This window comes from Flavobacterium sp. DSR3-2, from assembly GCF_049896525.1.
Taxonomy (GTDB): Bacteria; Bacteroidota; Bacteroidia; order Flavobacteriales; family Flavobacteriaceae; genus Flavobacterium.
On the sequence record NZ_JAFCUM010000009.1, the window covers coordinates 61,132 to 86,318 of the forward strand.

General features: G+C 33.5%; 24 protein-coding genes. 18 read left to right on the plus strand and 6 right to left on the minus strand.

Annotated elements, in window-relative coordinates:
* Positions 1 to 93: 93 nt before the first annotated feature.
* Complete coding sequence (locus ACP7AV_RS11530; protein WP_091171992.1) at positions 94 to 444, minus strand: 4Fe-4S dicluster domain-containing protein; 351 nt, start codon at positions 442 to 444, stop codon at positions 94 to 96.
* 137 nt (positions 445 to 581) lie between these two features.
* Here ACP7AV_RS11530 and ACP7AV_RS11535 point away from each other — a divergent pair, with 137 nt between their 5' ends.
* The 5 genes from ACP7AV_RS11535 to ACP7AV_RS11555 all read left to right on the plus strand — a co-directional run bounded on the left by ACP7AV_RS11535 (position 582) and on the right by ACP7AV_RS11555 (position 4,863).
* Positions 582 to 1,640, plus strand: coding sequence for an acyl-CoA reductase (locus ACP7AV_RS11535; RefSeq protein ID WP_426092069.1), 1,059 nt, complete (start codon positions 582 to 584; stop codon positions 1,638 to 1,640).
* Positions 1,641 to 1,733: 93 nt separating this feature from the next.
* A complete protein-coding gene (gene serC, locus ACP7AV_RS11540; RefSeq protein ID WP_426092070.1) occupies positions 1,734 to 2,804 on the plus strand; it encodes a 3-phosphoserine/phosphohydroxythreonine transaminase in 1,071 nt (356 codons plus the stop codon).
* A 220-nt stretch (positions 2,805 to 3,024) separates the two neighbouring features.
* On the plus strand, positions 3,025 to 3,975 hold the full coding sequence (locus tag ACP7AV_RS11545; RefSeq protein ID WP_426092071.1) for a D-2-hydroxyacid dehydrogenase: 951 nt from the start codon (positions 3,025 to 3,027) through the stop codon (positions 3,973 to 3,975).
* A 118-nt stretch (positions 3,976 to 4,093) separates the two neighbouring features.
* On the plus strand, positions 4,094 to 4,528 hold the full coding sequence (locus ACP7AV_RS11550; protein ID WP_426064816.1) for a DUF6146 family protein: 435 nt from the start codon (positions 4,094 to 4,096) through the stop codon (positions 4,526 to 4,528).
* A 32-nt stretch (positions 4,529 to 4,560) separates the two neighbouring features.
* On the plus strand, positions 4,561 to 4,863 hold the full coding sequence (locus tag ACP7AV_RS11555; protein WP_426092072.1) for a DUF6787 family protein: 303 nt from the start codon (positions 4,561 to 4,563) through the stop codon (positions 4,861 to 4,863).
* A gap of 16 nt (positions 4,864 to 4,879) precedes the next feature.
* Here the strand turns inward: ACP7AV_RS11555 and ACP7AV_RS11560 are convergent, their stop codons facing one another.
* Together ACP7AV_RS11560 and msrA are read right to left on the minus strand one after the other, a co-directional pair.
* Complete coding sequence (locus tag ACP7AV_RS11560) at positions 4,880 to 5,179, minus strand: hypothetical protein (protein ID WP_426092073.1); 300 nt, start codon at positions 5,177 to 5,179, stop codon at positions 4,880 to 4,882.
* Between the two features lie 46 nt (positions 5,180 to 5,225).
* Complete coding sequence (gene msrA, locus ACP7AV_RS11565; RefSeq protein ID WP_426092138.1) at positions 5,226 to 5,774, minus strand: peptide-methionine (S)-S-oxide reductase MsrA; 549 nt, start codon at positions 5,772 to 5,774, stop codon at positions 5,226 to 5,228.
* Between the two features lie 245 nt (positions 5,775 to 6,019).
* Here msrA and ACP7AV_RS11570 point away from each other — a divergent pair, with 245 nt between their 5' ends.
* From ACP7AV_RS11570 to ACP7AV_RS11605, 8 genes are all read left to right on the plus strand, one after another.
* Positions 6,020 to 6,682, plus strand: coding sequence for an ABC transporter ATP-binding protein (locus ACP7AV_RS11570; RefSeq protein WP_426064812.1), 663 nt, complete (start codon positions 6,020 to 6,022; stop codon positions 6,680 to 6,682).
* A 138-nt stretch (positions 6,683 to 6,820) separates the two neighbouring features.
* Positions 6,821 to 7,585, plus strand: coding sequence for a TIGR02757 family protein (locus tag ACP7AV_RS11575; RefSeq protein WP_426092074.1), 765 nt, complete (start codon positions 6,821 to 6,823; stop codon positions 7,583 to 7,585).
* A 775-nt stretch (positions 7,586 to 8,360) separates the two neighbouring features.
* Positions 8,361 to 8,729: a response regulator transcription factor gene (locus tag ACP7AV_RS11580; protein WP_426092075.1), complete on the plus strand. Its 369-nt coding sequence runs from the start codon at positions 8,361 to 8,363 to the stop codon at positions 8,727 to 8,729.
* Between the two features lie 26 nt (positions 8,730 to 8,755).
* Positions 8,756 to 9,859: a hypothetical protein gene (locus ACP7AV_RS11585; RefSeq protein ID WP_426092076.1), complete on the plus strand. Its 1,104-nt coding sequence runs from the start codon at positions 8,756 to 8,758 to the stop codon at positions 9,857 to 9,859.
* A 2-nt stretch (positions 9,860 to 9,861) separates the two neighbouring features.
* Positions 9,862 to 11,292, plus strand: a complete 1,431-nt coding sequence (locus ACP7AV_RS11590) for a glycosyltransferase family 2 protein (RefSeq protein ID WP_426064806.1) — start codon at positions 9,862 to 9,864, stop codon at positions 11,290 to 11,292.
* 19 nt (positions 11,293 to 11,311) lie between these two features.
* Entirely contained in the window at positions 11,312 to 13,702 is a 2,391-nt protein-coding gene (locus ACP7AV_RS11595) for a sulfatase-like hydrolase/transferase (protein WP_426092077.1), read from the plus strand.
* A 29-nt stretch (positions 13,703 to 13,731) separates the two neighbouring features.
* Positions 13,732 to 14,964 (plus strand): YaiO family outer membrane beta-barrel protein, encoded by a 1,233-nt coding sequence (locus ACP7AV_RS11600; RefSeq protein WP_426092078.1) that lies wholly within the window; start codon positions 13,732 to 13,734, stop codon positions 14,962 to 14,964.
* 91 nt (positions 14,965 to 15,055) lie between these two features.
* On the plus strand, positions 15,056 to 16,408 hold the full coding sequence (locus ACP7AV_RS11605; RefSeq protein ID WP_426092079.1) for a DEAD/DEAH box helicase: 1,353 nt from the start codon (positions 15,056 to 15,058) through the stop codon (positions 16,406 to 16,408).
* Between the two features lie 158 nt (positions 16,409 to 16,566).
* Here the strand turns inward: ACP7AV_RS11605 and ACP7AV_RS11610 are convergent, their stop codons facing one another.
* The gene (locus ACP7AV_RS11610) at positions 16,567 to 17,679 is read right to left on the minus strand and encodes a lactonase family protein (protein ID WP_426092080.1); all 1,113 of its coding nucleotides are present in this window, start codon (positions 17,677 to 17,679) and stop codon (positions 16,567 to 16,569) included.
* A 182-nt stretch (positions 17,680 to 17,861) separates the two neighbouring features.
* Between ACP7AV_RS11610 and ACP7AV_RS11615 the strand changes: the two genes are divergently transcribed.
* From ACP7AV_RS11615 to ACP7AV_RS11630, 4 genes are all read left to right on the plus strand, one after another.
* Positions 17,862 to 19,790, plus strand: coding sequence for a BatA domain-containing protein (locus ACP7AV_RS11615; RefSeq protein WP_426092081.1), 1,929 nt, complete (start codon positions 17,862 to 17,864; stop codon positions 19,788 to 19,790).
* A gap of 121 nt (positions 19,791 to 19,911) precedes the next feature.
* A complete protein-coding gene (locus ACP7AV_RS11620; RefSeq protein ID WP_426092082.1) occupies positions 19,912 to 21,177 on the plus strand; it encodes a dihydroorotase in 1,266 nt (421 codons plus the stop codon).
* A complete protein-coding gene (locus ACP7AV_RS11625; protein WP_426092083.1) occupies positions 21,170 to 21,547 on the plus strand; it encodes a hypothetical protein in 378 nt (125 codons plus the stop codon). The genes ACP7AV_RS11620 and ACP7AV_RS11625 overlap by 8 nt, the downstream gene beginning before the upstream one ends.
* A 5-nt stretch (positions 21,548 to 21,552) precedes the next feature.
* Positions 21,553 to 22,200, plus strand: coding sequence for an alpha/beta hydrolase (locus ACP7AV_RS11630; protein ID WP_426092084.1), 648 nt, complete (start codon positions 21,553 to 21,555; stop codon positions 22,198 to 22,200).
* A gap of 60 nt (positions 22,201 to 22,260) precedes the next feature.
* Here ACP7AV_RS11630 and ACP7AV_RS11635 read toward each other — a convergent pair whose 3' ends face one another.
* Both ACP7AV_RS11635 and ACP7AV_RS11640 read right to left on the minus strand, forming a co-directional pair.
* The gene (locus ACP7AV_RS11635) at positions 22,261 to 22,761 is read right to left on the minus strand and encodes a hypothetical protein (protein WP_426092085.1); all 501 of its coding nucleotides are present in this window, start codon (positions 22,759 to 22,761) and stop codon (positions 22,261 to 22,263) included.
* An 11-nt stretch (positions 22,762 to 22,772) separates the two neighbouring features.
* Positions 22,773 to 23,537, minus strand: coding sequence for an MBL fold metallo-hydrolase (locus ACP7AV_RS11640; protein ID WP_426092086.1), 765 nt, complete (start codon positions 23,535 to 23,537; stop codon positions 22,773 to 22,775).
* A 94-nt stretch (positions 23,538 to 23,631) separates the two neighbouring features.
* Between ACP7AV_RS11640 and ACP7AV_RS11645 the strand changes: the two genes are divergently transcribed.
* Positions 23,632 to 25,092, plus strand: a complete 1,461-nt coding sequence (locus ACP7AV_RS11645; protein WP_091205268.1) for a TonB-dependent receptor — start codon at positions 23,632 to 23,634, stop codon at positions 25,090 to 25,092.
* The last annotated feature ends 95 nt before the right edge of the window (positions 25,093 to 25,187 follow it).

Here is a 25,187-nt window from a genome sequence, read left to right on the forward strand (position 1 = left end):
ATCCGCGTAGTATGGTCACACTACAAAAACAAAACAAAAAACCCCGAGCGTAGCACTCAGGATTCTTGGTTTGATTTAATGCCGAATACTATTTTATTCGTTGTGTAAAAACGCTTGTCTATTCAGTAACGTTTCTTCGCTTTCGACGTGATTGTCATCCGGAATACAACAATCTACAGGACATACAGCCGCACATTGTGGCTCATCATGAAAACCTTTACATTCAGTACATTTTCCCGGTACAATATAATACACTTCATCAGAAATGGGAGTTTGAGCTTCATCAGAATCAATTTCGGTTCCATCAGGTAAAATCACTTTCCCTTTTAGTTTTGTTCCGTCTTTATATCTCCAATCGTCCGCTCCTTCGTATATTGCTGTATTTGGGCACTCGGGTTCACAAGCACCACAATTGATACATTCGTCTGTAATTATAATTGCCATCTTTTTAATTTAGGATTAAGGAAATAAGATTTTGGATTTAAGATTCTCATATCTTTCCTCTTTTAATCTTTTAACTATACGTTTTATAGCTTATTTTTGTGCAAAATTACAATCAAAACTATTCATAAGCAAACATTATGACATTAGAAACAAAAAAAAGTGTTTTTGTTGAATTAGGAAAATTTTTAAGTCAGTTTTCTGAAAATAACACTTTAAAAAATCCGGCCGTTTTGCGCAACGAAACGTTTTTTGATGCTTTTGTTGAATTAATACATTTATCACAATCGCACAATGGCTGGTACACTCCTGAAAACGTCTATTTCTCTATACATTCTTGGGCAGAAGCTTTAACAGAAGAGAATCTGAATAAATGGCTTTCAAGCTACACAATTCCGATCCGAGAGCCTAAAAATGTCGCGTTGATTCTTGCCGGTAATATTCCTTTGGTAGGTTTTCACGATTTCCTTTCGGTTTTGATTACAGGAAATAATGTGCTGGTAAAAACATCATCAAACGATCAGCATTTATTGCCTTTTTTAGCGAAATACATTATTGCGGTTAATCCTGAATTTGCTAATACTATCACTTTCGTAGATGGAAAATTAGAAAATTTTGATGCCGTAATAGCTACAGGAAGTAACAACACAGCTCGTTACTTTGAATATTATTTTAAAGACAAACCTTCCATTATTCGAAAAAGCAGAAATTCAGTAGCGGTTTTGACCGCAAATGAAACCAAAGAACAACTTACTGCTTTGGGCGAAGATATTTTTCGCTATTTTGGATTAGGTTGCCGCAATGTTTCTAAACTTTTTGTGCCGAAAGGATATTCCTTTGTTCCTTTTTTTGAAGCGATATTTGCCTACCAAGACGTAATTCATTACGAAAAATACGCTAACAATTACGATTACAACAAAGCCGTTTTCCTGATGAGTAATTTTAAATTATTGGATAATGGATTTCTGACTTTAAAAGAAGATCAAAGTCATGCCTCGCCTATTTCGAGTGTTTTTTATGAGTTTTACGATGATCTAAATGAATTAAAAATGAGATTAAAGTCTGAAAATGAACTGTTACAATGTATTGTTGCTGATGAAACTATAGAAAACAGCGTGGCATTTGGACAAACTCAAAATCCCCGATTATGGAATTACGCAGATAACACAGATACAATTTCATTTATGTTAACGATATAGCCAAAAAAAGTTCAATTATTCCGAATAAATTAACGCTTTTTAAACTCCTATTGTCGAAATTTGCATTTTAATTTTTTGGACATAAACTACACCATGAAAAAACACAACTACAGCGCAGGACCTTGTATTTTACCGCAAGAAGTTTTTGAAAAATCAGCACAAGCAATTTTAAATTTTAACGATTCCGGATTATCACTTTTAGAAATTTCGCACAGAAGCAAAGACTTCGTTGCGGTAATGGATGAAGCGAGAGCCATCGTTCTTGAACTTTTAGGTCTCGAAGGCAAAGGATATCAAGCATTATTTCTTGCTGGCGGAGCAAGTTTAGAATTTTTAATGGTTCCTTATAACTTGATGAGTGAAGGCGGAAAAGCGGCTTATCTTGATACAGGAACTTGGGCAGCAGCAGCTATAAAAGAAGCAAAACTTTTTGGAGATACAGTTGTTGTCGCTTCCTCAAAAGAACAAAATTACAATCATATTCCAAAAGGATATACAATATCAGCAGATGCTGATTATTTCCATTGCACCAGTAATAACACTATTTTTGGAACGCAAATGAAAGAATTTCCATCAGTTGATATGCCACTTGTATGCGATATGAGTTCTGATATTTTTTCAAGAGAATTGGATTTTTCTAAATTTGATTTGATTTATGCAGGAGCACAAAAAAATATGGGTCCCGCAGGAACTACTTTGATTGTTGTAAAAGAAGAAATTTTAGGTAAAAATGGTAGAATAATCCCAAGTATGCTGGATTACGCCAAACATATCAAAGCCGAAAGCATGTACAATACACCGCCTGTTTTCCCTGTTTACGCATCTTTATTGACGCTACAATGGTTGAAAAACCTTGGTGGAATTGCTGCTATTGAAAAAATAAACAATGCTAAAGCGGCATTGCTTTATGGAGAAATTGACAGAAACCCATTATTCAAAGGAGCTGCAGCTGTTGAAGATCGTTCGAACATGAATGCTACTTTTTTATTGAATGACGAAGCGCATGCAGAGACATTTGATACAATGTGGAAAGCAGCGGGAATATCTGGATTACCGGGGCACCGTTCAGTAGGTGGTTACAGAGCTTCTATGTATAATGCGCTTCCGTTAGAAAGTGTTCAGGTGTTAGTGGATGTAATGAAAGAATTGGAAGCCAAAGTCTAGTTTTTAGCCGCACTTTTCAGTTATACAAAATAGCAATTGAATTCTGGATTCCTAGCCCTGATAGCAGTGAAAATCCTTTCTAGTCCTGAACTTGTTTCAGGATCCTGAAACAAGTTCAGGACTAGAAAGATTGTAACGGATAGCGGGAAATAGCTCCAGAAAAATAAAATAAAAATAATATGAGGACTAGATTGCTTCTTTCCTCGCAATGACATAAAAAATGAAAGTATTAGCCAATGACGGAATTTCTAAAAGTGGAATATTAGCTTTAGAAAAAGGTGGATTTGAAGTTATAACGACTAAAGTAGCGCAAGAACAGGTGGCTAATTTTGTTAATGAAAATAATGTAAGCGTAGTTTTGGTTCGTAGTGCGACTAAAGTTCGTAAAGATATCATTGATGCTTGCCCAGGATTGAAAATTATAGGTCGTGGCGGTGTAGGAATGGATAATATTGATGTGGATTATGCGAAAAGCAAAGGGATTCACGTAATAAACACTCTAGCTTCATCCTCAGGATCAGTTGCAGAATTAGTTTTTGCACACTTATTTTCTGGTGCTCGTTTTTTACATGATTCGAACAGAAACATGCCGCTTGAAGGAGATACCAACTTTGATGGTTTGAAGAAAGCATACGCAAACGGAATCGAATTAAGAGGAAAAACACTTGGAATTGTTGGAATTGGCCGTATTGGTCAAGCTACCGCTAAAATGGCGTTAGGATTAGGAATGAAAGTTATTGCTGCCGATAGTTTTATCCCGCAAGTTGATGTTAAAGTTGAATTTTTTGACGGACAATCCATCACAACAAATATCGTCTCTCAATCATTGGAATCTTTATTCAAAGAAGCTGATTTCATTACGTTACACGTTCCTGCACAAGATGGTTACATCATTGGAGAAAAAGAATTGGCTATAATGAAAGACGGTGTAGGTATTGTAAACTGCGCTCGTGGCGGCGTTATTGACGAAGTTGCATTAGTAAAAGCATTAGACAGCGGAAAAGTATTATTTGCTGGACTAGATGTTTTTGAAAACGAACCAACTCCTGAAATGGCTATTTTGATGAATCATAAAATCTCGTTGACTCCACACATTGGAGCGGCAACAGGAGAAGCCCAAGATAGAATTGGTACTGAATTAGCCTCACAAATTATTAGTATATTAGGTTAATTTTTCCTTCTTAAATATTTAATGAGAGGCTGTTTGATAAAAACAGCCTCTTTTTTTACTTAACAGTATACCAATCAATGATTTGTTTTATGTAACTTTATAATTCAATTTTATTATCATGAAGAATAGCTACTATATAATAATTGTCATTTTTTGTTTGCTTTTGGGCTGTACTACCTCAAAGTCTGCTTTTCCAAATACTGAAAAATCAGTTGCGGCTCAAGGCGATACGGTAAGAATTGCCAATGACAAACTGGAATATGAAGTGATTATTATTGATCCCGGTTTTAATACCTGGCTCAATTCAAGAGCATTCCCACGACAATATCATTCTCAATCTTTTTTTGAAAACAAAAACCAGTTTTATGTGAGTGAATGGAACAGTCGGGTGTTGCAACCGCAACGATATGATCCCAATTTGTACGAAATGACAATCAATTATGACCCTAATATTGATTATGGGTACGAGGTAAATTATTTGATATACAATTATATGATTTATTTTCAAAACACGTACAAACAAAAACTTTTTGGTTTTGTCCCCATCAGATAATGTTGCTATATTTGTATTCATTATAAATAAAAATGAACAAACTTAAACAGCGATGGGGAATTGAAACTAATTTTCAACTTACCCTTATATTTATTGTTTTTGCAATAACCGGATCGGCATCGGCATGGCTTTCAAAACCGTTTTGTTTTTGGCTTGGAATTACAAAAGAAGATTTAAGCTATTGGTTCACTCCTATCAGATTAATTTTAATTTTCCCAATCTATCAAGTACTTTTGGTTCTAATTGGTTTTTTATTTGGACAGTTCAAATTCTTTTGGGCTTTCGAAAAAAAAATGCTGAAACGCATGGGATTAGGATTTCTTTTTAACGACTAACTAAAAATGCCTCGAATTACGAGGCATTTTTGTTTTTAATTACATAATTATAAATCCAGGTTAAGGTAAACGTTGGTATAAAATCCGAAAATGGTAAAATTTCTTCCAGAAATGTCACTACTCCTCCCACTCGACCTATTATTCCTTTATACATCCAAGTCATCAAAAAACCGGCTAAAGGAGCCCAAATTACATCTGAAAATTCACCGATTAAGGGGACGGTAAATGAAAGCATTCCAATGGAATCAAACAGAATTCCCAACACCAAATCTCTAGTTTTGTTATTTACTGCAATAACGGACACTTGTTCTGTCATGGTATTTTGATTATTATTTTCAAACTACTTACAAATCTAATGCCAATTATTTTTTTAGCTTAGCTTGATATAATTTTTTCAACTTATCAATTTTGGGCGTGATAACATAGCTGCAATATCCCTGCGTTTTGTTCTGATTGTAATAGTTTTGGTGGTAATTTTCCGCAACATAAAACTTGGGGGCTGGAGAAACTTTGGTAACAATTGGTTTGCCAAACGTATTTTCAGTAGTCATTAAAGCCATATAATCTTCGGACATTTGTTTCTGGAAAGGATTATGGTAAAAAATTTCACTGCGGTATTGTGTCCCTACATCATTCCCCTGACGGTTCAATGTCGTGGGATCGTGTGTGGCAAAAAATATTTCCAAAAGCTCACCAAAACTGATTTTATTAGGATCAAATGTAATCTCAATCGCCTCAGCATGGCCGGTTTCTCCAGTACCAATTTCCTGATACGTAGGATTTAACGTGTTTCCTCCAATGTATCCTGAAACCACTTTACTAACACCGTCCAGTTCTAAAAAAACTGCTTCAGTACACCAAAAACAACCTCCCGCAAAGGTTGCAACTTCAATTTCGTTTTGTATTTCCATATTTTTAGTTTCTATGCTTTTAGGCAAAATAACATTCTTTTCTTTTGCACAAAATGAAAAAGGCAACAGCGCCAAAAAAAACCCAATTATTTTTTTCATTATATATGATTTAAAGTCAAAGTTATTCATTAAAATCCTTCGAATATTCCCTCTTAACTAAAGTTTATACTTTGTCAAATCAAAATTTACTATGATGCTTTCAATAATCACTAAAATCTTTGTTTCTTTGTCAAAACAGTTTTAAAATGATCCAAGCAAAAAATCTACATAAATATTATGATCAACTTCACGTATTAAAAGGAGTAGATTTGCATATTCAAAAGGGAGAAATTGTTTCCATAGTAGGTGCTTCCGGTGCCGGGAAAACGACACTTTTGCAAATTCTCGGTACTTTAGACAAGCCAACCGTTGAAAACGGAATCGAATTGCGCATCAACAATGAAGACATTCTGACCATGAATGACAAAAACTTATCTAAATTCAGGAACCTAAATTTAGGTTTTATATTTCAATTCCATCAATTATTGCCTGAATTTACCGCACTGGAAAATGTATGTATTCCTGCATTTATTGCTAATAAATCCAAAGAGGAAACTGAGGTCGAAGCCAAAAAATTATTGACATATCTTGGCCTTTCACATCGAATGAACCACAAACCAAATGAACTTTCTGGTGGGGAACAACAACGTGTGGCGGTGGCCAGAGCGCTGATTAATAAACCAGCCATCATTTTTGCTGATGAGCCTTCCGGAAATCTCGACACGGCTTCCGCTGAGAACCTGCATCAATTATTTTTCAAACTGCGAGATGAATTGGGACAAACCTTTGTCATTGTTACTCATAATGAAGATTTAGCCAATATGGCCGATAGAAAACTAATAATGGTTGACGGATTAATTAGTAATTAGGAGCTATTTCCAGCTATTCACTATATCTTTTTATTTTTAAAGAAAAAATAAAAAGGATGCCGTTTCTATCTGGGCTAAACCTTGCAAGAACAAGCTGTACTTCCTAAAAAAAATTAGTATCATAAGTCATCATCAATAATGAATCCATCAGAACTTAAAGATTTTCTCGACGAAAAAGTCTTGCAATACAACACACCCGACTTCATAGAAAGTGATCCGGTACAAATTCCACATTTATTCTCACTAAAAGAAGACATTGAAATTGCCGGTTTTCTCAGTGCCACTATTGCTTGGGGAAATCGCAAGATGATCATAAGTAATTCACATCGTATGATGGATTTAATGGGAAACGCCCCGTTTGATTTTGTCATGTCGCACACCGAAAATGATTTGGAACGATTGGAAACTTTTGTACATCGCACGTTCAACGGAATCGATTTTGCCTGTTTTATTAGAAGTATACAGCACATCTACACCAATCACGGCGGTTTAGAAGCGGTGTTCAGCAAACATCAGGAAACCCATTCAATGCAAAAAAGCATCCATGAATTCAAGAAAATATTCTTCGAAGTTCCACACCAGTACAGAACCCAAAAACATATTTCGGATCCGCTGAATAATTCGGCAGCAAAAAGAATCAACATGTATCTTCGTTGGATGATTCGCCAAGACAACAAAGGAGTCGATTTAGGAATTTGGAAAAGTATTTCAACAGCTTCATTATCTTGCCCTTTGGACGTACATTCCGGAAATGTGGCACGCAAATTAGCAATATTGACACGAAAACAAAATGACGGCAAAGCTTTGTCAGAATTGGATTTAAAACTTCGTGAATTTGATGCAAAAGATCCCGTAAAGTACGATTTTGCTTTATTTGGATTAGGGGTTTTCGAAGGATTTTGACTTCCTGAAACGGTATTTTATTGTTTGTGTAATTTTTATTTATATATTTAAACCGAAAGTTGTTTGAGAACAGTTCCCGCTATTTTATTTACGACAAATGCCTTTACAAAAATTGAACTTAAACTGAACAAAAACATGAAAACCTACTTGAATGTTTTGCTGCGAGATAATATTGAAGTCAACATTATTTTCCGAGCTGAATTAATATTTTTCAATAGCCTAAAAAATTTAAAAACTGAATTTAATTTTCCCAATAATTCTTTTTGTAAACTCAAATTACCAAGTGATTTGATTCGGCATTTTATAAAACACAACTTGCTTTTTATCTTTCCCAGCTTCCATCTGTTGCTAAATCTAAAAAATAATGGATTTGGCAACAAAGACATATTTAATGATCTCGTCAAAACAAGTCTTTCTTAACATAGATTGTATTAGTTTGTAACAAAAATTACAAATAAGCTTTCATCACAATGGGTATAATCTTTGTTTACGTACTTTGATAATTTACTAAAATCACCAAGTTCTAAATAACTTCATTAAATTAACATAAGTCAGAAACCATTGTTGATGACTTTTCGTAAATATAAATGATAGGTATTAGACCAATCATTCCTATTTGGCATTCCCAAGTAGAATAAATTAGAGATTCACTTTATGACAAAAAAATTACTCAGAGAAAAACTACGAAATAAAATTGCAGAAGTCATAAATTTCTACCAATTAATTTTAAAGCAGCAGTCGTATACATTTTTACCAGAATTAAAATTAATGTACCATGATTGATGCCAAAAAAATTGTCTTAGCAGAAGATAATTCTATTTTTTTGTTGTTGTTAAAATTTAGGTTAGAAAAAGAAGGTTATAAAATTCTGACCGCTGTAAATGGCAAAGAAGCAATTGAATTAATTGAAGAACACAGTCCAGAATTAATTTTGACCGATATTATGATGCCTTTCATCAGCGGATTAGAAGTCATTAGTCATGTAAGAAATAAACTGAACATGCAAACTCCTATTATTGTTTTTTCATCAGCCGGTCAAGAGGAAATAGTCCTTAAAGCATTTGATTTAGGTGTTACTGATTTTATGAGTAAACCTTTAAGCCCTAATGAACTGGTCATTAGAATAAAAAGATTACTGCCGTAATAATTTAAATTGCCAGATATTACACTATGGATACAAATTACTATTTGATTGATTATTTTCATGAATCGCCATCTATTATTCAAGTAGCATGGAGCATTAGTGGTGTGTTTTTTATAATTCTCACTCCATTGATTCTTTATCTAAAATTTTTGAGAGGACATTTAAGAAAAAAAGAGAGAGTGACTGCTGAATTTGAGAATGATTACGAATCGTCTCTTATTAAATATTTGTATTCTGGAAATGACGAAGAGGAGATAAGCGCAGAGCAAAAAGTAATTATTAATCAATTAAAAGAATGTATTCCAGACCCTTTCAGACGAAAAATTTTAATTGCTGTTTTGTTAAAATTAAAAAATGAAGTTTCAGGGGAAATTGCTGAATCTATTCAGAAACTGTACTTTCATACCGGTCTTGTCAATTTTGCTTTATCACGATTAAAACATAAAAAATGGTACGTCATAGCTAAAGGAATTCGCGAACTAAAGCAATTTCATGTCAAGGAAGCACATGATGAAGTTATTGTTCACATCAATCATCACAGAAAAGAAGTCCGAAAAGAAATGCAATTGTACATGGTCAATTTATTTTATTTTGAAGGACTTGATTTTTTAGATATTTTAGAAACGCAATTATCAGAGTGGGACCAGATTCAATTATTAGAAGTATTGCAACGAATGGAAAACCAAAATATTTCTAATATTAAATCTTGGTTGAATTCCGATAATGATTCCGTTATCATTTTTGCTTTAAAACTTGCAAAAATTTACAATCAGTTCGAGGCAAAAGATGAACTGATTATTTTGCTGTACCACATTAATAAAAAAATCAGACTGGAGGCAATACATGTATTAAGTTATTTGAATGCTTTGGAAGCCAAAGAAATTTTGAAAAATAATATAGAAGAACGCAGTCCGGAGGAACAAATTGCATTTTTTAAAATGATGGAGGATTTGTATGAACAAACGGATGAATCTTTTGTAGTGAAATACATCCATCACGAAATTTTTGAAATTAAAGTTTCTACTTTAAAAATTTTAAAAGTACTTAACAGAGAAAGATTCAATCTTATTAAATTCGAATCTTCAGAGCCAAAATTTTTGAGAATTGTTAATTTTATAGAAAACAATTAAAGATGGGTGTAACTACATATCAAATTATTCTTGAGGTAATTCATTATTTATTTTTTATTTACAGCATTGCGGCAATAGGATCTTATCTTTTACTTGCCGCCATTTCTGGTGTGGAGACGGTTGAATACAAAAGAAAAAACAGTTTTGTCAATTACAAAGAAATAATGTCCTCAAACATTTCACCTTCTATTTCTATCATCGCACCGGCGTATAATGAAAGCTTAAATATTGTTGAAAACGTGCGTTCCTTATTGTCTAATCACTATGTAAATTACAACGTAATCATAGTAAACGACGGAAGTAAAGATGATAGCTTGGAAAAACTGATTGAAGTTTATGATTTGGTACTGGTAGATTATCTCATCAACGAACAAATTCCGACCAAACCCCTTAGAAAAGGAATTTACAAATCAATAAATCCCGCATTTGAAAAACTCATTATCGTTGATAAAGAAAACGGAGGAAAATCTGATGCTTTGAATATGGGACTTAATATAAGCAACAGTAAATATGTAGCTTGTATCGATGTAGATTGCTTATTATTAGAAGATTCTCTTCAAAAAATGATAAAGCCATTTCTGGAGACCACTGACAGGAGAGTTATTGCTGCCGGTGGAGTGATCAGAATTTCGAATTCCTGTGTTGTCATCGACGGTAAATTACATGACGTTAATTTTCCTAAAAAACTATTAGAGCAAGGACAAATTCTAGAATACATTCGTGCTTTTTTATTAGGAAGAATGGCTTGGAGCAGACTCAATGGTTTGTTAGTTATTTCTGGAGCTTTTGGTCTTTTTGATAAAAAAATCGCAATTAGGGTTGGCGGTTACGACACTAAAACTGTAGGAGAAGATATGGAGCTTGTGGTGAGAATGAGAGGCCACATGGAGGAGCTGAAAAAAAAATATAAAGTAGCGTATATTCCTGATCCGTTGTGCTGGACCGAAGCTCCTGATAATTATAAAATATTTATTTCCCAAAGAAACAGATGGACGCGCGGAACTATTGAAACCTTAAGAAGACATCGTAAAATTGGCTTTAATCCAAAATATAAAGCGCTGGGAATGCTGAGTTATCCATATTGGTTTTTTTTCGAAAGATTGGCACCGGTAATTGAAGTGGTTGGTCTGTTTTATTTTGGAATTCTTATTTTGCTGAATCTAGTACGATGGGATTATTCAATTGCCTTTATTACTTTAGCCTATTTATTTACCGTTTTCTTTTCGCTGATAGCTTTAGTTACTGAAGAATTAACCTATCATCAGTATAAAAAGAAAGGAACGGGTTTTCGCTTATTACGGATTGCTTTTTTAGAACCAATCGTTACTCATCCTTTTATATTATATGCCGCAATTCGAGGAAATATAGATTACTATTTTAACAAAAATAAGAAATGGGGAGAAATGACCCGAAAAGGAATGACGAAAGGATAAAATAATAAACCACAGATCAATGAAAATGAAATTTACTTATAAAGACATTTTAGAATACCTATATGCAACGGTTTCGTTAATCCTTGTTTTTTGCCTGTTAAGTTTTATTGAAGTAATCAAAAATTTTGATAAACTGTCATTCGCATATAGAATATTAAATGATTTTTTCACTGGTATGTTAATTGGATTGTTGTTTTTTCCGTTGTATTTAGTTTTAAAACACATTAAAAATTCTGTGGGAATAATTGTCATCAAAATATTATTCTCTATTATTGCGCTCATTCAACTTGGACTAATAGGATACAGCCTAACCACTCATATTAATCTTGGTGCAGATCTTTTAGGGTATTCTTTGCGTGATATCTACACTACTGTTACTGCATCTATATCCATTTCATTCCTTCTATTTTTACCGTTGATAATTTTGCCTGTTATTTATTTGGGAATGAACTGGTTGTTGCATTTTTTTGGACATAAAATCAACTCTAAAATTTTACTTGTAGCTGTATTCTTTTTTGGAAGTTTAAATTTAGTACTTGCCGGAAGCGGTAAACCTGCTACTCAAAACAAATTGAATTTCTTGTTAAGTGACATCATTCGTGCTGAAAATGATAAATCTTTGGCTACTCAGGACAATACCACTTTTAGAAAAGAATACCCTTTAGAACAATCTTCAGAAAACACTAAAGATGTTCTGGCGCCATTTTTCAACATCAGCAAAGAAAAACCAAATGTTGTTTTTATAATTGTCGAAGGACTTGGTAGTGATTTTACGGATGACGGTGAGTACAAAGGTTTCACGCCGTACTTGGATTCGTTGACTTCGAAATCCCTTTATTGGGAGAATTTCGTAAGTACTTCTGGTCGAACATTTGGCGCACTGCCCTCGTTATTAGGTTCGTTGCCTTTTGGCGAAAATGGCTTTATGGAATTAAATCCGTTACCAAAACACAATTCACTTATCAGTATACTGAAATCAAACGGATACACTACCAATTACTTTTGTGGTGATGAATCCAGTTTTGACAGAAAAAGTAATTTCTTAGAATACAATGGTATCGATAAAATAATAGATATCAATAAATTTGGCCCCGGATTCGTTAAAACAAAAGAAAATGCCGGTGGATTTTCATGGGGTTATCCCGACGCTGAAATATATCGTAAAGCATTAACTGAGTTAAAAGGTAGCAAGCAACCTAGGCTGGATATTATAATGACGCTCACCAATCACGAACCTTTTGATTTCCCTTCTAAAAAAGTGTATTTAGAAAAAGTGGAACACATTTTAAAAAACAAATCATATTTTGAGAAAAACAAACTAAATGAATACAAAGACATATTTGCCTGTTTGTTGTACACGGACAATTCTATCCAAAATTTCATGGAAGCCTATTCTAAAAGACCTGATTATGTAAATACCATTTTTATAATTACAGGTGATCACAGGCTAATTCCGGTACCGCAAAAAGATAATTTATCCCGTTTTCATGTTCCTTTTTACATTTATAGCCCGATGCTGAAGAAAACGGCAAAATTCAAATCTATTTCTTCACACAGTGATGTAACGCCAAGTTTAGTTTCTTTCTTAACAAATAATCACAAATTCAATGTATTAGAAAAAACAACCTGGCTTAGTAAGGGACTCGACACTGTGAGACAATTTAGAAATATTCACAATATTCCTTTGATGCGATACAAAGGAAGCATCAATGATTATATTTATAAAGATTATTTCTATTCTGATGGGACTTTGTTTAAAATTGATGAAAATTTCAATCTGAGTGAAACGGACAACGACATGACGGAAACGGTAAGTAGCTCTTTCACGGATTTTAAAAAATTAAATGCTTATTTGACAACAAAAAATAAAATCACCAACGCTGTTTCAGGGTATAAGAAACCGACATATACTTTTACTGCTGAAGAATTTTCGACCATTAAGAAATTAACAAAAGGACTGGATCACGACCGCATTTTCTTTTTAGCACGAGATTTAGCATTCAAAAAAGAGCGCGAAAAAGCACGATTATTATGCAATTATGTTCTGAATGACCTTCCTAATTATGGCGACGTCAGAACTCTGAAAGGGCGAATATTAGCTTGGGATGGCGATTATAAAAATGCGGAAAAAGAATTGTTGGAAGTAATCAACAGAACCCCTTTTTTTGGTGATTCCTATTTAGCGCTGATTGATGTGTATTGGTGGTCAAACCAAAATAAAAAAGCAGTGGCTATTGGCAAACAAGCATTAAGCAATCAAATAAATGATGCCGAACTGGGTTATAAATTGGCTCAGGCATACAATAGAATGCAGAATTATAAAGATTCAAACAAAATGATGGATAGCCTATTGGTGCTATATCCTAAAAATAAAGAATACTCAAATTTTAAAAATTCCTTAAAAAAATGATGGCAAAAATAATTATAAAATTAACTTTTATGTTCGTATTTTTTGGCAGCTTTCAAGTGTCCGGACAAGAAATTAAATTTGATGGTGATCCGGATGCTTCTTTCGAAAATGCTCGTAATCTAGCATTCAACCTTAAGCGGAAACAAGCGCAGGACACCTTATTATTTATCCTGACAAAATATCCTGATTACCATGACGTAAGATCATTTTTGGCAACGACATACTCTTGGGACGGTGAATATAAAAAAGCAAGAAAAGAATTTAATTATGTTCTGGAGAAAGACAAAGAGAATAAAACTATTTGGATGGCAGCCATAAAAAATGAATTGTGGGGTGACTTGCCGTATGCAGCAATAGAAATGACCAATAACGCGTTAAAAACGTTCCCTAATGACTCCGAGTTATTGTTATTGAAAGCAAGTGCGCAAGAAAATACAAATAATCCATTAGAAGCATTAAGTACGATTCAATTCGTGTTGGATCAAAATCCTGACGACCAGAAAGCCAAAGATTATAAAGCGACGTTAAACAATGGCTTGAGCCGAAATGCGATTGGAATAACCTCTTCAGTGGATATTTATTCCGATGTTTTTGACCCAATGCAGTATTATGCGTTGACGTACAGGAGACAAACAAAATATGGAAGTATTATAGGAAGAGTAAATTTCAATAGGAGATTTAACGAAAATGGATTGCAATATGAAGTGGATTTGTACCCAAAAATTGCAAAAGGACTGTACGCCTATGTAAATGTTGGTATTGCTAATACTTTTCTGTTTCCTGACGTAAAATATGGTGCTGAATTATTCAAATCGTTGCCTAAAAGCTTCGAAGTTTCATTGGGATTCCGGACCTTGAAGTACAATACTACCACCAATATCTACACTGGATCAATAGGCTGGTACACCGGAAATAGTTATTTATCGTTCCGTCCCTACTTTACTCCCGGAGAAGCAGGAATTAGCAAATCCGGGACTTTAACCTATCGAAAATACCGAAGTGATGCTGATAATTATTTAGGCGTAGCTGTCAGTGTGGGTTTTTCACCGGAAATTAATCAATTTAATATCAATGAAAATGCAGCCAAATTTGTTGATTTGGAATCTCAGAGAATCAATCTGGGCTATTATTTTACTTCTGCAAATAAACAAAACGCCTGGGGTGCACAATTTGCGGTTTCACACCAGGAAATAATATTTGACCAAGGGAATTTCTTTTGGATTTATTCATTAGCTCTTTCGTGGGATTTAAAATTCAAATAAAATAATGCAAAACAAATTGCCCGTTCCTTGAATACAGTAGATTTTATAGTTTTACTTTCAAAAAGACTATCTTTGCAAAAAATTTAAGCAAATGACTACTTTTGAGCAATTCAACCTTCCTAAATCCGTACAAAAAGCGATCGACGATTTAGGATTTACAACACCCACTCCTATTCAAGAAAAAACCTTTTCTGTGATAATGTCCGGAAGAGATATGATGGGAATCGCTCAAACGGGTACCGGTAAAACATTTGCTTACCTATTGCCTTTATTAAAATTATATAAATTCACACCCGGACATACTCCAAAAATAGTTATTCTGGTACCTACTCGCGAACTTGTGGTTCAGGTAGTTGAGGAAGTAGAAAAACTGACAAAATACATGTCGGTTCGAACTATTGGGATTTTTGGTGGTGTCAATATTAATACTCAAAAAACGACTGTTTATCAAGGTTGCGACATACTGGTGGGAACTCCGGGAAGAATCATGGACTTAACGCTGGACAATGTAATTCGTTTTGAAGAAATGCAAAAGCTGGTCATAGATGAGTTTGATGAAATGCTTAATTTAGGATTTCGTACCCAACTGACAGCTATCTTGGCGATGATGCCTAAAAAACGTCAAAACATTCTTTTTTCCGCTACAATGACCGATGAAGTAGATGCAATTTTGAATGATTATTTTGATTATCCAGAAGAAGTTACACTTTCGGCATCAGGAACTCCATTAGAAAACATCAAACAATTATCTTACAAGGTTCCTAATTTCAATACCAAAATAAACCTTCTAAAACACCTGTTGCAAAATAACGAGGATATGAGTCGTGTTCTGGTATTTGTCAATAATAAAAAGATTTCGGATATGGTTCTCGAGCGAATCGAAGAAGATTTTGATAGTCAGTTTGGAGTAATTCACTCTAATAAATCACAAAATTATCGTTTGAGCACGATGGCGTCCTTCCAAGAAGGAAATTTACGTGGTCTGATTACCACTGATATTATGGCTAGAGGCTTAGACATTTCGAATATTACCCACGTTATCAATTTTGAAATGCCCGAAATGCCTGAATTGTATATGCACAGAATTGGTAGAACCGGTCGTGCTGATGCTTCAGGAACCGCCATAAGTTTTATCGCACCTCGTGAAGAAGAATTTAAAGTAGAGGTCGAAGTACTTATGAATATGGAATTGGCGATTGAGCCTTTCCCGGAAAGCGTTGAAGTTTCATCCAAATTAATCGAGCCTGAAAAAGACAGACAACCGATTAAGTTTATGATGAAAAAACAGAAACTTGACGGAGATGGTGCTTTTCAAGAGAAAAGTAAAAAGAATAAGAAAGTCAATTTGGGAGGACCTGGTGTTACCAAGAAAAAAACACACGGTTCTGTAAACAGAAACATGCTAAAAACCAGAGACAAAAAGAGAAAAGACAAGAACAAATAACGATCAGTATTCCGTTTTTAGTGTTCCGTTTCTTTGTCCTCTTTTTTTGCTTAGCATGAAGGATAAAAGATTAAAACAAAAATAAATAGTAAAAAAGGGTTGGAAAATAGAAATCATTTTCCAACCCTTTTTCTATGAATATTATTGAATTTTTTAGTTTAATTCTTTGTGAAAACCAAACAAACCGGAGAACACAACGCAATCTTTTTACTAGTATCAGTAAGTAAACCAGTCTTTTTATTTCTCTTAAAAATTACAATATCATTTGTAAATTGATGTGCTACCAAAAGAAAATTGCCGCTTGGATCAATGGCAAAATTTCTAGGTCCTTTTCCTAGAGTGCTGGTTTGTCCATTCAATTGTAATTTTCCGTTTTTTTGAATTTTAAAAATTGTAATGTTATTGGCTTCCCCGCGATTAGAAGCATATAAAAACTTTCCGTCCGGCGAAATATGGATATCCGCAGCACTAAAATTCCCTTTATAGTCTTTTGCAAGAACAGTGGTTTCATCAATCTTTTTTAATATTCCGTTTGAGTACCTAAATACGGTTAAAGCTCCGTCAAGTTCTTGTAATAGATAAACAAATTTCCCGTCTTTACTGAACGTCAAATGTCTCGGTCCACTTCCAGACTTCACTGAAATGGTATCTTTAATTTCTAAAACAGTACGTGCAGCATTAGGATTGTAAGCATATGAATATAATTTGTCATTACCTAAATCATTGGACAAAACAAACTTTTTATCTGGAGAAAAATGAACCATGTGCACATGAGGACCTTCTTGTCTTTGCGCATTAGTTCCTTTTCCATAATGTTGAATAACTTGCTTTGCTTCAGCAAGACTTCCGTCGTTGTTTTTATTAAAAACGGAGATGTTCCCGCCAGAATAGTTTGCAACAATTACATTTTTGTCGTCGTTTATAATGTAACATGGATTAGCACCTTTTGAACTTTGTTTGTTAATTAAGTCTAATTTTCCGCTTGCTGGATTATAACTAAAAGAACTTACGGTACTTTCAGCCCCAAATTCATTCACGGAATAAACAAAATTATTATCTTTTGAAACTGACAAATAACTTGGATTTATAACCTTTTCAGTCGCATTTTTAAAACTGAAATCACCTGTCTTTGAATCAAATTCATACACATAAATTCCTTTACTATCGCAGCTTTGGGTATAGGTTCCAATCAGTAGATTAAATTTATTCTTTTGTGCTTGAACACTTGTAAAAATGAAAATTAATAGAACAACAGCAAATGGTTTTTTCATGTTTTTAAATTTTATTGTACAGCTAAAATACACATTATATTCAGAAAGAATTTCAATTGTTTATTCCTTTGAAAATTTTTAACAACTTCATCTAAAACTGTCAACAAATTTGTATTTTTGACTCACGAAGTTCAATGAATTCCATTGAAAACCAAATTCAGTGAAGTAAACTCAAGCTCAGAATGCATTTTAAACATCCCGAAATTTTCTACTTTCTGTTCTTGTTGATTGTTCCAATTTTGGTTCATTTATTTCAATTACGCCGTTTCAAAAAAGAATATTTCACTAATGTTCGTTTCTTAAAAGCACTTTCGATTCAAACCAGAAAAAGTTCTAAAATCAAGAGATGGCTACTTCTCGCCTGCCGATTATTATTGCTAACGTTTATCATTACAGCATTTGCACAACCTTTCTTTGAGTCAAAAGACAGCAAAAATGCCAGTAATGAACTTTACATTATTTTGGACAATTCTTTTAGCATGCAAGCCAAAGGTAAAAAAGGTGAATTGCTGAAAAGAGCCGTTCAGGAACTACTCGAAGAAACTCCGGAAAACGTGAATTTCTCTTTGCTCACCACTTCCGAAAATTATTGGAACACAGATATTAAGTCTGTTCGTAGTGCTTTGCAAAATCTAAAATACAGTGCTACTCCTTTTCAATTAGACAATATGTTAGCGAAGTTAAAAGCGCATAAATCAGCTTTTAAAAAAGATATCATTGTCATTACCGATGCTGTAGGTCTGAATGAAAAACAACTGAAAAACAGTGATGCTACTAATTCTCTTTTCTTTATAATCCCAAAAGCAGAACAAAAAAACAACGTTTCTATTGATAGTGTTTTCATCAATAAAACATTAGACAATTTTTATGAAATCAGTGTCCAAATATCCGGTTATGGAGATGATTTTAAGCCGATTCCAATTTCTTTATACAATGAAAACAAGCTCATTGCGAAGACAATAGTACCATTAAACAGCAAGAAAAAAAATCTAAATTTTACGATTCCGAAACAAGCTTTTCATGGCTATTTTTCTATAGTTGACAATGGATTGGCTTATGACAATACGTTGTTTTTTAGTATTTCTAAAACTAATAAAACCAGCATAATCAGCATTGGAGAACCGACAAAAAGCAATTTCCTTTCCCGAATTTACACCAGTGAAGAATTCAATTATAACAATTATACTTTAAGCGCGTTAGATTACAATAATTTGGAAGAACAAGATGCGATTGTTTTAAATGAATTGGATGAAATTCCGCAAGCTTTGGCTACCACTTTGAAATCTTTTGTAGAAAAAGGCGGTAATTTAATTGTAATTCCTTCGGCAATAATTTCAACCACTAGTATGAATTCTTTTGTATCGAATTTTGGGAATCTAAAATTTAATTCTTTAGAAAACAGAGAAAAGCTGATAACTAAAATCAACTTCAATCATCCTATATTTACAGGTGTTTTTGAAAATAAAGTGACTAATTTCCAATATCCAAAGACAAAAAGTTCGTTTTTATTATCCAGTTCCAGTCCTGCGGCTTTGTCCTATGAAGATCAAAGTATTTTTTTGACTTCGATAGCAAATTCGGTTTCAACTGTTGCTGTTTTTGCAGCTCCTATCAACATCGAAAATTCAAATTTCCAGCAATCGCCATTAATTGTGCCTACATTTTACAAGATGGCGATGAACAATCGTAACAACGGGTTAAATGCTTTGATAATAGGAAATAATAATCCGCATTTGACAGAAGCATCATTAAACAAAGACGCTATTTTAACTGTAAAAGGTTTGGACGAACAATTTATTCCTATCCAACAAATTATGAATAATAAAGTCAAAATGACTTTCAATGATTATCCGGAACAAGCCGGAAATTTCAGCATTTACAATAAAAAAGAATGGATTGAAAACATCAGTTTCAATTACAGCAGAACTGAAAGTGATTTGGCTTCAGCCAATGAAAATATTCTTTCGAAATATAAAACAATCGAATCTATTTCATCGCTATTTGACACGTTACAAACTGACAGAACTGATCATCAAATTTGGAAATGGTTTATTATCTTTGCGCTGTTATTTGTAATAGCCGAAATGGCAATTATACGATTCGTAAAGTAATTAACGAAGGTACAATAATTAAAAAATTAATATGAAATAAGCATGACCATCAATTGGTCGTAAGAGTTAATACATCTCTGCGAATTTCATATTCCATCAAAAAAACAAATATTATCTATATATGAAATTAATTATCAGAGGTGCCAAAATTATCGATTCGAAAAGTCCCTTTCATAACAAGACTCTAGATATTTTAATTGTTGATGGTTTTATAAAAAAAATTGGAACTTCGATTCCAAATCCAGATAAAGCAGACGAAATACAACTTGACAATCTTCACGTATCACAAGGCTGGTTTGACAGTAGCGTTTCGCTTGGAGAACCTGGTTTTGAAGATAGAGAAACCATTTCGAACGGACTTAATGTAGCTGCCAAAAGCGGTTTTACGGCAATCGCATTACAGCCCAACTCCTTCCCTGTTATTGACAATCAATCCCAAGTGAATTTTGTTTTAAATAAAGCACAAGGATTTGCAACACAACTCTACCCTATTGGCGCTTTGAGCAAAGAGAGTGCAGGAAAAGACATGGCTGAATTGTATGATATGAAAAAAGCTGGAGCAATTGCCTTTGGAGATTATAATAAAAGTTTAGACAATGCTAATTTGCTAAAAATTGCTTTACAATACGTTCAGGATTTTGATGGATTACTCATCGCTTTTTCACAAGACGAAAATATAAAAGGAAACGGAGTGGCGAATGAAGGCATTGTTTCTACCCGATTAGGACTAAAAGGAATTCCAAATCTTGCTGAAGAATTACAAATTGCCAGAAATTTATTTTTGTTAGAATATACCGGCGGAAAACTACACATTCCAACAATTTCGACTAAAAAATCAGTTCAATTAATCAAAGACGCTAAAGCCAATGGACTTAATGTAACGTGTAGCGTAGCAGTGCATCATTTGGTTTTAACCGATGAAAAACTGGAAGGTTTTGACACCCGCTATAAAGTTTCGCCGCCACTTAGAACTGAAACTGATAGAAAAGCATTGTTGAAAGGAATAAAAGACGGTACGATCGATATGATTACATCCGACCATAATCCGATAGATATTGAACACAAGAAAATGGAATTTGATTGTGCAAAAAATGGAACAATTGGATTGGAAAGTGCTTTTGGTGCTTTGATGACAGTCTTACCTTTAGAAATCGTAATAGATAAATTGACATCCGGAAAAACAACTTTTGGTATCGAAACAGAAAAGATTAGTGAAGGGTCTAAAGCAAATATTACCTTGTTTAATCCGGAACCAGAAAGCATTTTCACAAAATCATCAATTTTATCAAAATCAAAAAACTCCGCATTTCTGCAAACAGAAATGAAAGGAAAAGTTTATGGTATTATCAATCAAGGAAAATTAATTTTATCAGAAAAAAATGAATAATAATAATAATAATAATAATAATAATAATAATAATAATAATAATAATAATAACAATTTAGAGTCAGGAAAAACCGCTGCCATAACCAGTTATATTTTAGGAATTGGTGTTTTTATAGCGATGTCCATGAACTCCGAAGACAAAAATGAGTTTGCTTCTTTTCACATTCGCCAGGGACTTGGACTCACGTTAACTTTTATATCATTGGGATTAATCATCAGCAATTTTGACAGCTTGCTGATTTCGGCTCCAATGTGGATTTTCGTCTTTGTTTTGTGGTCTTATGGAATTACTACTGCTATAAAAGGCGAAACAAAACCAGTTCCTTTACTGGGAACTTATTATCAAAAATGGTTATCAAACATATCATAATTACAATGAACTTATCCTTAGAATACAAAATACGAGAACCTAAAATAAAATTAGACAAAAATCCGCTTATCCTTTTATTGCACGGGTACGGCAGCAATGAAGATGATTTATTTTCATTTGCTACTGAACTTCCGGAAGAATATTACATAATCTCGGCACGTGCGCCTTATGATATGCAAAATGGTGCTTTTGCGTGGTACGCAATCAACTTCGATGCGGATGAAAACAAATTTTCTGACCACGAACAAGCTAAAGTTTCAAGGGATTTAATCGCTGGATTTATTGATGAGCTAATTGCTAATTATCCAATTAATGAGAAACTAATTGCTTTAGTTAGCTTCAGCCAAGGCGCCATCCTAAGTTATGCTGTGGCACTTTCATACCCAGAAAAAGTTCAGAAAGTAGTAGCTTTGAGTGGATATTTGAATTTAGAGATTATGGCTGATGATTATCTTAAAAATAGTTTTACAAACTTGAAAATATTTGCTTCACACGGAACTGTAGATCAAGTAATCCCAGTGGAATGGGCAAGAAAAACACCTGCAATAGTAGAAAATTTAGGAATAAATATCACATACAAAGAATATCCTGTGGGTCATGGAGTAGCTCCACAAAATTTTTATGACTTTAAAAATTGGCTTCAGGAAAAGTAGTATTCAGTAAGCTGTCGCAGTTTTCAATACTGACAATTTCATAAAGCTGCGACTGAATATTTATTTTTGGTATAATAAGGATTGATTTACTTCAAATGAAATACTGTCATCTGCATTTACAAAATATTTTAATAAAACCTCACCCCAAATTTCACCATCACTAAAGTCAGCAATAATCCATCTGTGATTTAGTATTTTTGCCTTATTGATAATAAATTTATTGGCACCAATTTGATCTTGACCAGTGTAAGGATTTCCTTTTGGGTTGGAATTAAAATCTAATAATTTTTCAGTGACGTAAGGAATTAATTTCTCGTATTGGATTGTTTTTTCAGAACTTGCAGAATCAAAGTAGTTTTGCGCATTTTCATTTTTTTCCAAAGAAAAATAGTTGGCATCCGCTAATTTTTTAGTAACCGAGGCTAAACTGTCCTTTAACTTTGTTGTTATTTTTTTGTATCTATTTTGTTCGAAAGCTACTTGTTTACTCAAAAACATATACGTAAAAATTGAAGAAAGAACAGCTAGAATAGTGAGATAAAGGAATAATGATCGTTTCATTTTTAATAAAATTAAATTTTAATTTCTAAATTATCGTAGGCAAGAAAAACATTTGCGGGAAGATTTTTTTGAACCTCTTCATGATATCCCATTATATGACTGATATGCGTGAGATACGCTTTTTCTGGCTGCAACAAAGTTATGAAATCTAACGCTTCTTTCAAATTGAAATGTGTGTCATGCCGTTCTTCTCGTAACGCATTCACAACCAAAACTTTTAAATTTTGTAGCTTGGCTATTTCTGTTTTTTCAATAGTTTTCACATCTGTTAAATAAGCAAAATCATCAATTCGGTACCCAAAAACCTGAAGATTTCCATGCATAACATTTATTGGAACAGCAGTTTTGTTTCCAATAGCAAATGGCTGGTCGTTAATAACTTCAATAGTTTTTACGGAAGGGGAACCGGGATATTTATTAACCGTTTCAAAAACATAATCGAAACGCTTTTTTAAATTATGTATCACTCGCTGGTGTGCATAAATTGGTATTTCTCCTTGTTTAAAATTAAAAGGTCGAATATCATCAATTCCCGCAGTATGATCTGAATGTTCGTGGGTAAAAAGAATGCCGTTCACCTTTTGACAATTAGACGAAAGCATTTGCTGTCTAAAATCAGGTCCGCAATCGATAATAAAAGAATAATTTTCCCAAGAAATCCATACAGAAACGCGTAGTCTTTTGTCTTTAAAATCAGTGCTTTTGCATACGGGATGATTACTCCCAATAACGGGAATCCCTTGTGACGTACCAGTTCCTAAAAAATATACCTTCAACTTTCTTGATTTTGTTTACAAAAATAGGATTAATTCTCTTTCATTAGAAACCTAATTCATTAACTTTGACAAATATTAGCCATATTAAAAGAAAATGGATACAGAAATTAAATTAAAAGGTGATAAAATCATCGAACAAATTCCTTCTACTAAAGACAAAGCGCTCCGTATCAATTTGAACGAAAATATTTATGGAACTTTTGCAGAAATTGGAGCAGGACAGGAAACTGTAAGACATTTTTTTAGATCTGGTGGATCTTCAGGTACAATTGCAAAAGCAATGTCAGCCTATGATAAAGACTTCAGTGATGCTGTATATGGAATAGAAGAAGACGGCCGATACGTAACGGAAAGCCGATTAAAAAAAATGCTTTCTCATGAAGTAAATCTTATAGAACGACGATTGAGCAGAGAAAAACATCCCAACAAAATGTTTTTTAGTTATGCCAATACCGTAGCTACTATTGATTTCGCTAAACAATTTAAAGGACATGGCTGGGTTGGAATCAGTTATCAAATTGAACCGGATGAGGATTACAACGAGATTATTCTTCACATTCGCTTTAAAGAAACTGATGTTCGTTTACAACAAGAAACACTGGGAATCCTTGGCGTAAATTTGATTTACGGTGCGTATTACAAATACAATGATCCTAAGCGATTATTGCGTTATTTATATGATCATTTAGACAAAGACCAATTAGAAATAGATACAATTAATTTCTCAGGGCCCCGTTTTGCTGATGTAGACAATCGTTTGATGAGTTTACAATTAGTAAAAAATGGAATGACTGATGCTGTAATGTTTAATCCTGATGGAAAAAACATTCTTCCTGCAGCCATACTTTATAAGAAAAACATTCTTGCATTCAGAGGGAGTTTCCGTCCCGTTACAAAAGTAAATATGGACATGTATGAGAAATCATTGAAAATGTTCCTGAATGAAAATAAGGTAAATGCCGAAAATACACTGGTAGTTTTTGAAATTACATTATCCAACTTGCGTTCTGATGGAGAAATAGACGAAAGGGATTTTATGGATCGAGCTGAGTTACTTTGTTCTCTTGGACAAACAGTTATGATTTCTAATTTTCAAGAATATTATAAAGTGGTTGAGTATTTTGCTAATTATACCAAAGCCAGAATGGGATTAGCCATGGGCGTAAATAATTTAGTAGATATCTTTGACGAAAAATATTACCGTCATTTAAGTGGTGGAATTCTGGAAGCTTTTGGAAAATTATTTTATCGTGATATGAAAGTATTCTTATATCCAATGATCGGAGAAAATGGAGAAATTATTACATCCGAGAATTTAAAAGTACACCCAAGAATGAAAGAACTCTATAAATTCTTTAAATTCAATGGAAAAGTAGTTGATATTGATGATTATGACCCTACGATTCTGGAGGTTTTCTCCCGCGAAGTCTTGAATATGATAAATCATGGAAAACCGGGCTGGGAACAAATGCTTCCTTCTGGTATTGCAGAAATAATTAAAGAACACAGACTTTTTGGATTTGATCCAAATAAAGTCTTGAATGAAAGCAATTAATTGATAATAGTCAATAATCAGTTTTAACTCTCATTAACATCAAAATCAGGATTGAATTATGATTCAAGTTATAAAAAAAGTCCAGAACTGCGGTC

Coding starts and splice junctions, on each gene's coding strand:
- ACP7AV_RS11635 (WP_426092085.1), bottom strand. CDS start 22,761: ATGAAACGATCATTATTCCTTTATCTCACTATTCTAGCTGTTCTTTCT.
- ACP7AV_RS11585 (WP_426092076.1), top strand. CDS start 8,756: ATGGATACAAATTACTATTTGATTGATTATTTTCATGAATCGCCATCT.
- ACP7AV_RS11580 (WP_426092075.1), top strand. CDS start 8,361: ATGATTGATGCCAAAAAAATTGTCTTAGCAGAAGATAATTCTATTTTT.
- ACP7AV_RS11570 (WP_426064812.1), top strand. CDS start 6,020: ATGATCCAAGCAAAAAATCTACATAAATATTATGATCAACTTCACGTA.
- ACP7AV_RS11555 (WP_426092072.1), top strand. CDS start 4,561: ATGAACAAACTTAAACAGCGATGGGGAATTGAAACTAATTTTCAACTT.
- ACP7AV_RS11535 (WP_426092069.1), top strand. CDS start 582: ATGACATTAGAAACAAAAAAAAGTGTTTTTGTTGAATTAGGAAAATTT.
- msrA (WP_426092138.1), bottom strand. CDS start 5,774: ATGGAAATACAAAACGAAATTGAAGTTGCAACCTTTGCGGGAGGTTGT.
- ACP7AV_RS11610 (WP_426092080.1), bottom strand. CDS start 17,679: ATGAAAAAACCATTTGCTGTTGTTCTATTAATTTTCATTTTTACAAGT.
- ACP7AV_RS11590 (WP_426064806.1), top strand. CDS start 9,862: ATGGGTGTAACTACATATCAAATTATTCTTGAGGTAATTCATTATTTA.
- ACP7AV_RS11625 (WP_426092083.1), top strand. CDS start 21,170: ATGAATAATAATAATAATAATAATAATAATAATAATAATAATAATAAT.
- ACP7AV_RS11620 (WP_426092082.1), top strand. CDS start 19,912: ATGAAATTAATTATCAGAGGTGCCAAAATTATCGATTCGAAAAGTCCC.
- ACP7AV_RS11575 (WP_426092074.1), top strand. CDS start 6,821: ATGAATCCATCAGAACTTAAAGATTTTCTCGACGAAAAAGTCTTGCAA.
- ACP7AV_RS11545 (WP_426092071.1), top strand. CDS start 3,025: ATGAAAGTATTAGCCAATGACGGAATTTCTAAAAGTGGAATATTAGCT.
- ACP7AV_RS11600 (WP_426092078.1), top strand. CDS start 13,732: ATGTTCGTATTTTTTGGCAGCTTTCAAGTGTCCGGACAAGAAATTAAA.
- ACP7AV_RS11615 (WP_426092081.1), top strand. CDS start 17,862: ATGCATTTTAAACATCCCGAAATTTTCTACTTTCTGTTCTTGTTGATT.
- ACP7AV_RS11550 (WP_426064816.1), top strand. CDS start 4,094: ATGAAGAATAGCTACTATATAATAATTGTCATTTTTTGTTTGCTTTTG.
- serC (WP_426092070.1), top strand. CDS start 1,734: ATGAAAAAACACAACTACAGCGCAGGACCTTGTATTTTACCGCAAGAA.
- ACP7AV_RS11630 (WP_426092084.1), top strand. CDS start 21,553: ATGAACTTATCCTTAGAATACAAAATACGAGAACCTAAAATAAAATTA.
- ACP7AV_RS11645 (WP_091205268.1), top strand. CDS start 23,632: ATGGATACAGAAATTAAATTAAAAGGTGATAAAATCATCGAACAAATT.
- ACP7AV_RS11605 (WP_426092079.1), top strand. CDS start 15,056: ATGACTACTTTTGAGCAATTCAACCTTCCTAAATCCGTACAAAAAGCG.
- ACP7AV_RS11530 (WP_091171992.1), bottom strand. CDS start 444: ATGGCAATTATAATTACAGACGAATGTATCAATTGTGGTGCTTGTGAA.
- ACP7AV_RS11560 (WP_426092073.1), bottom strand. CDS start 5,179: ATGACAGAACAAGTGTCCGTTATTGCAGTAAATAACAAAACTAGAGAT.
- ACP7AV_RS11595 (WP_426092077.1), top strand. CDS start 11,312: ATGAAAATGAAATTTACTTATAAAGACATTTTAGAATACCTATATGCA.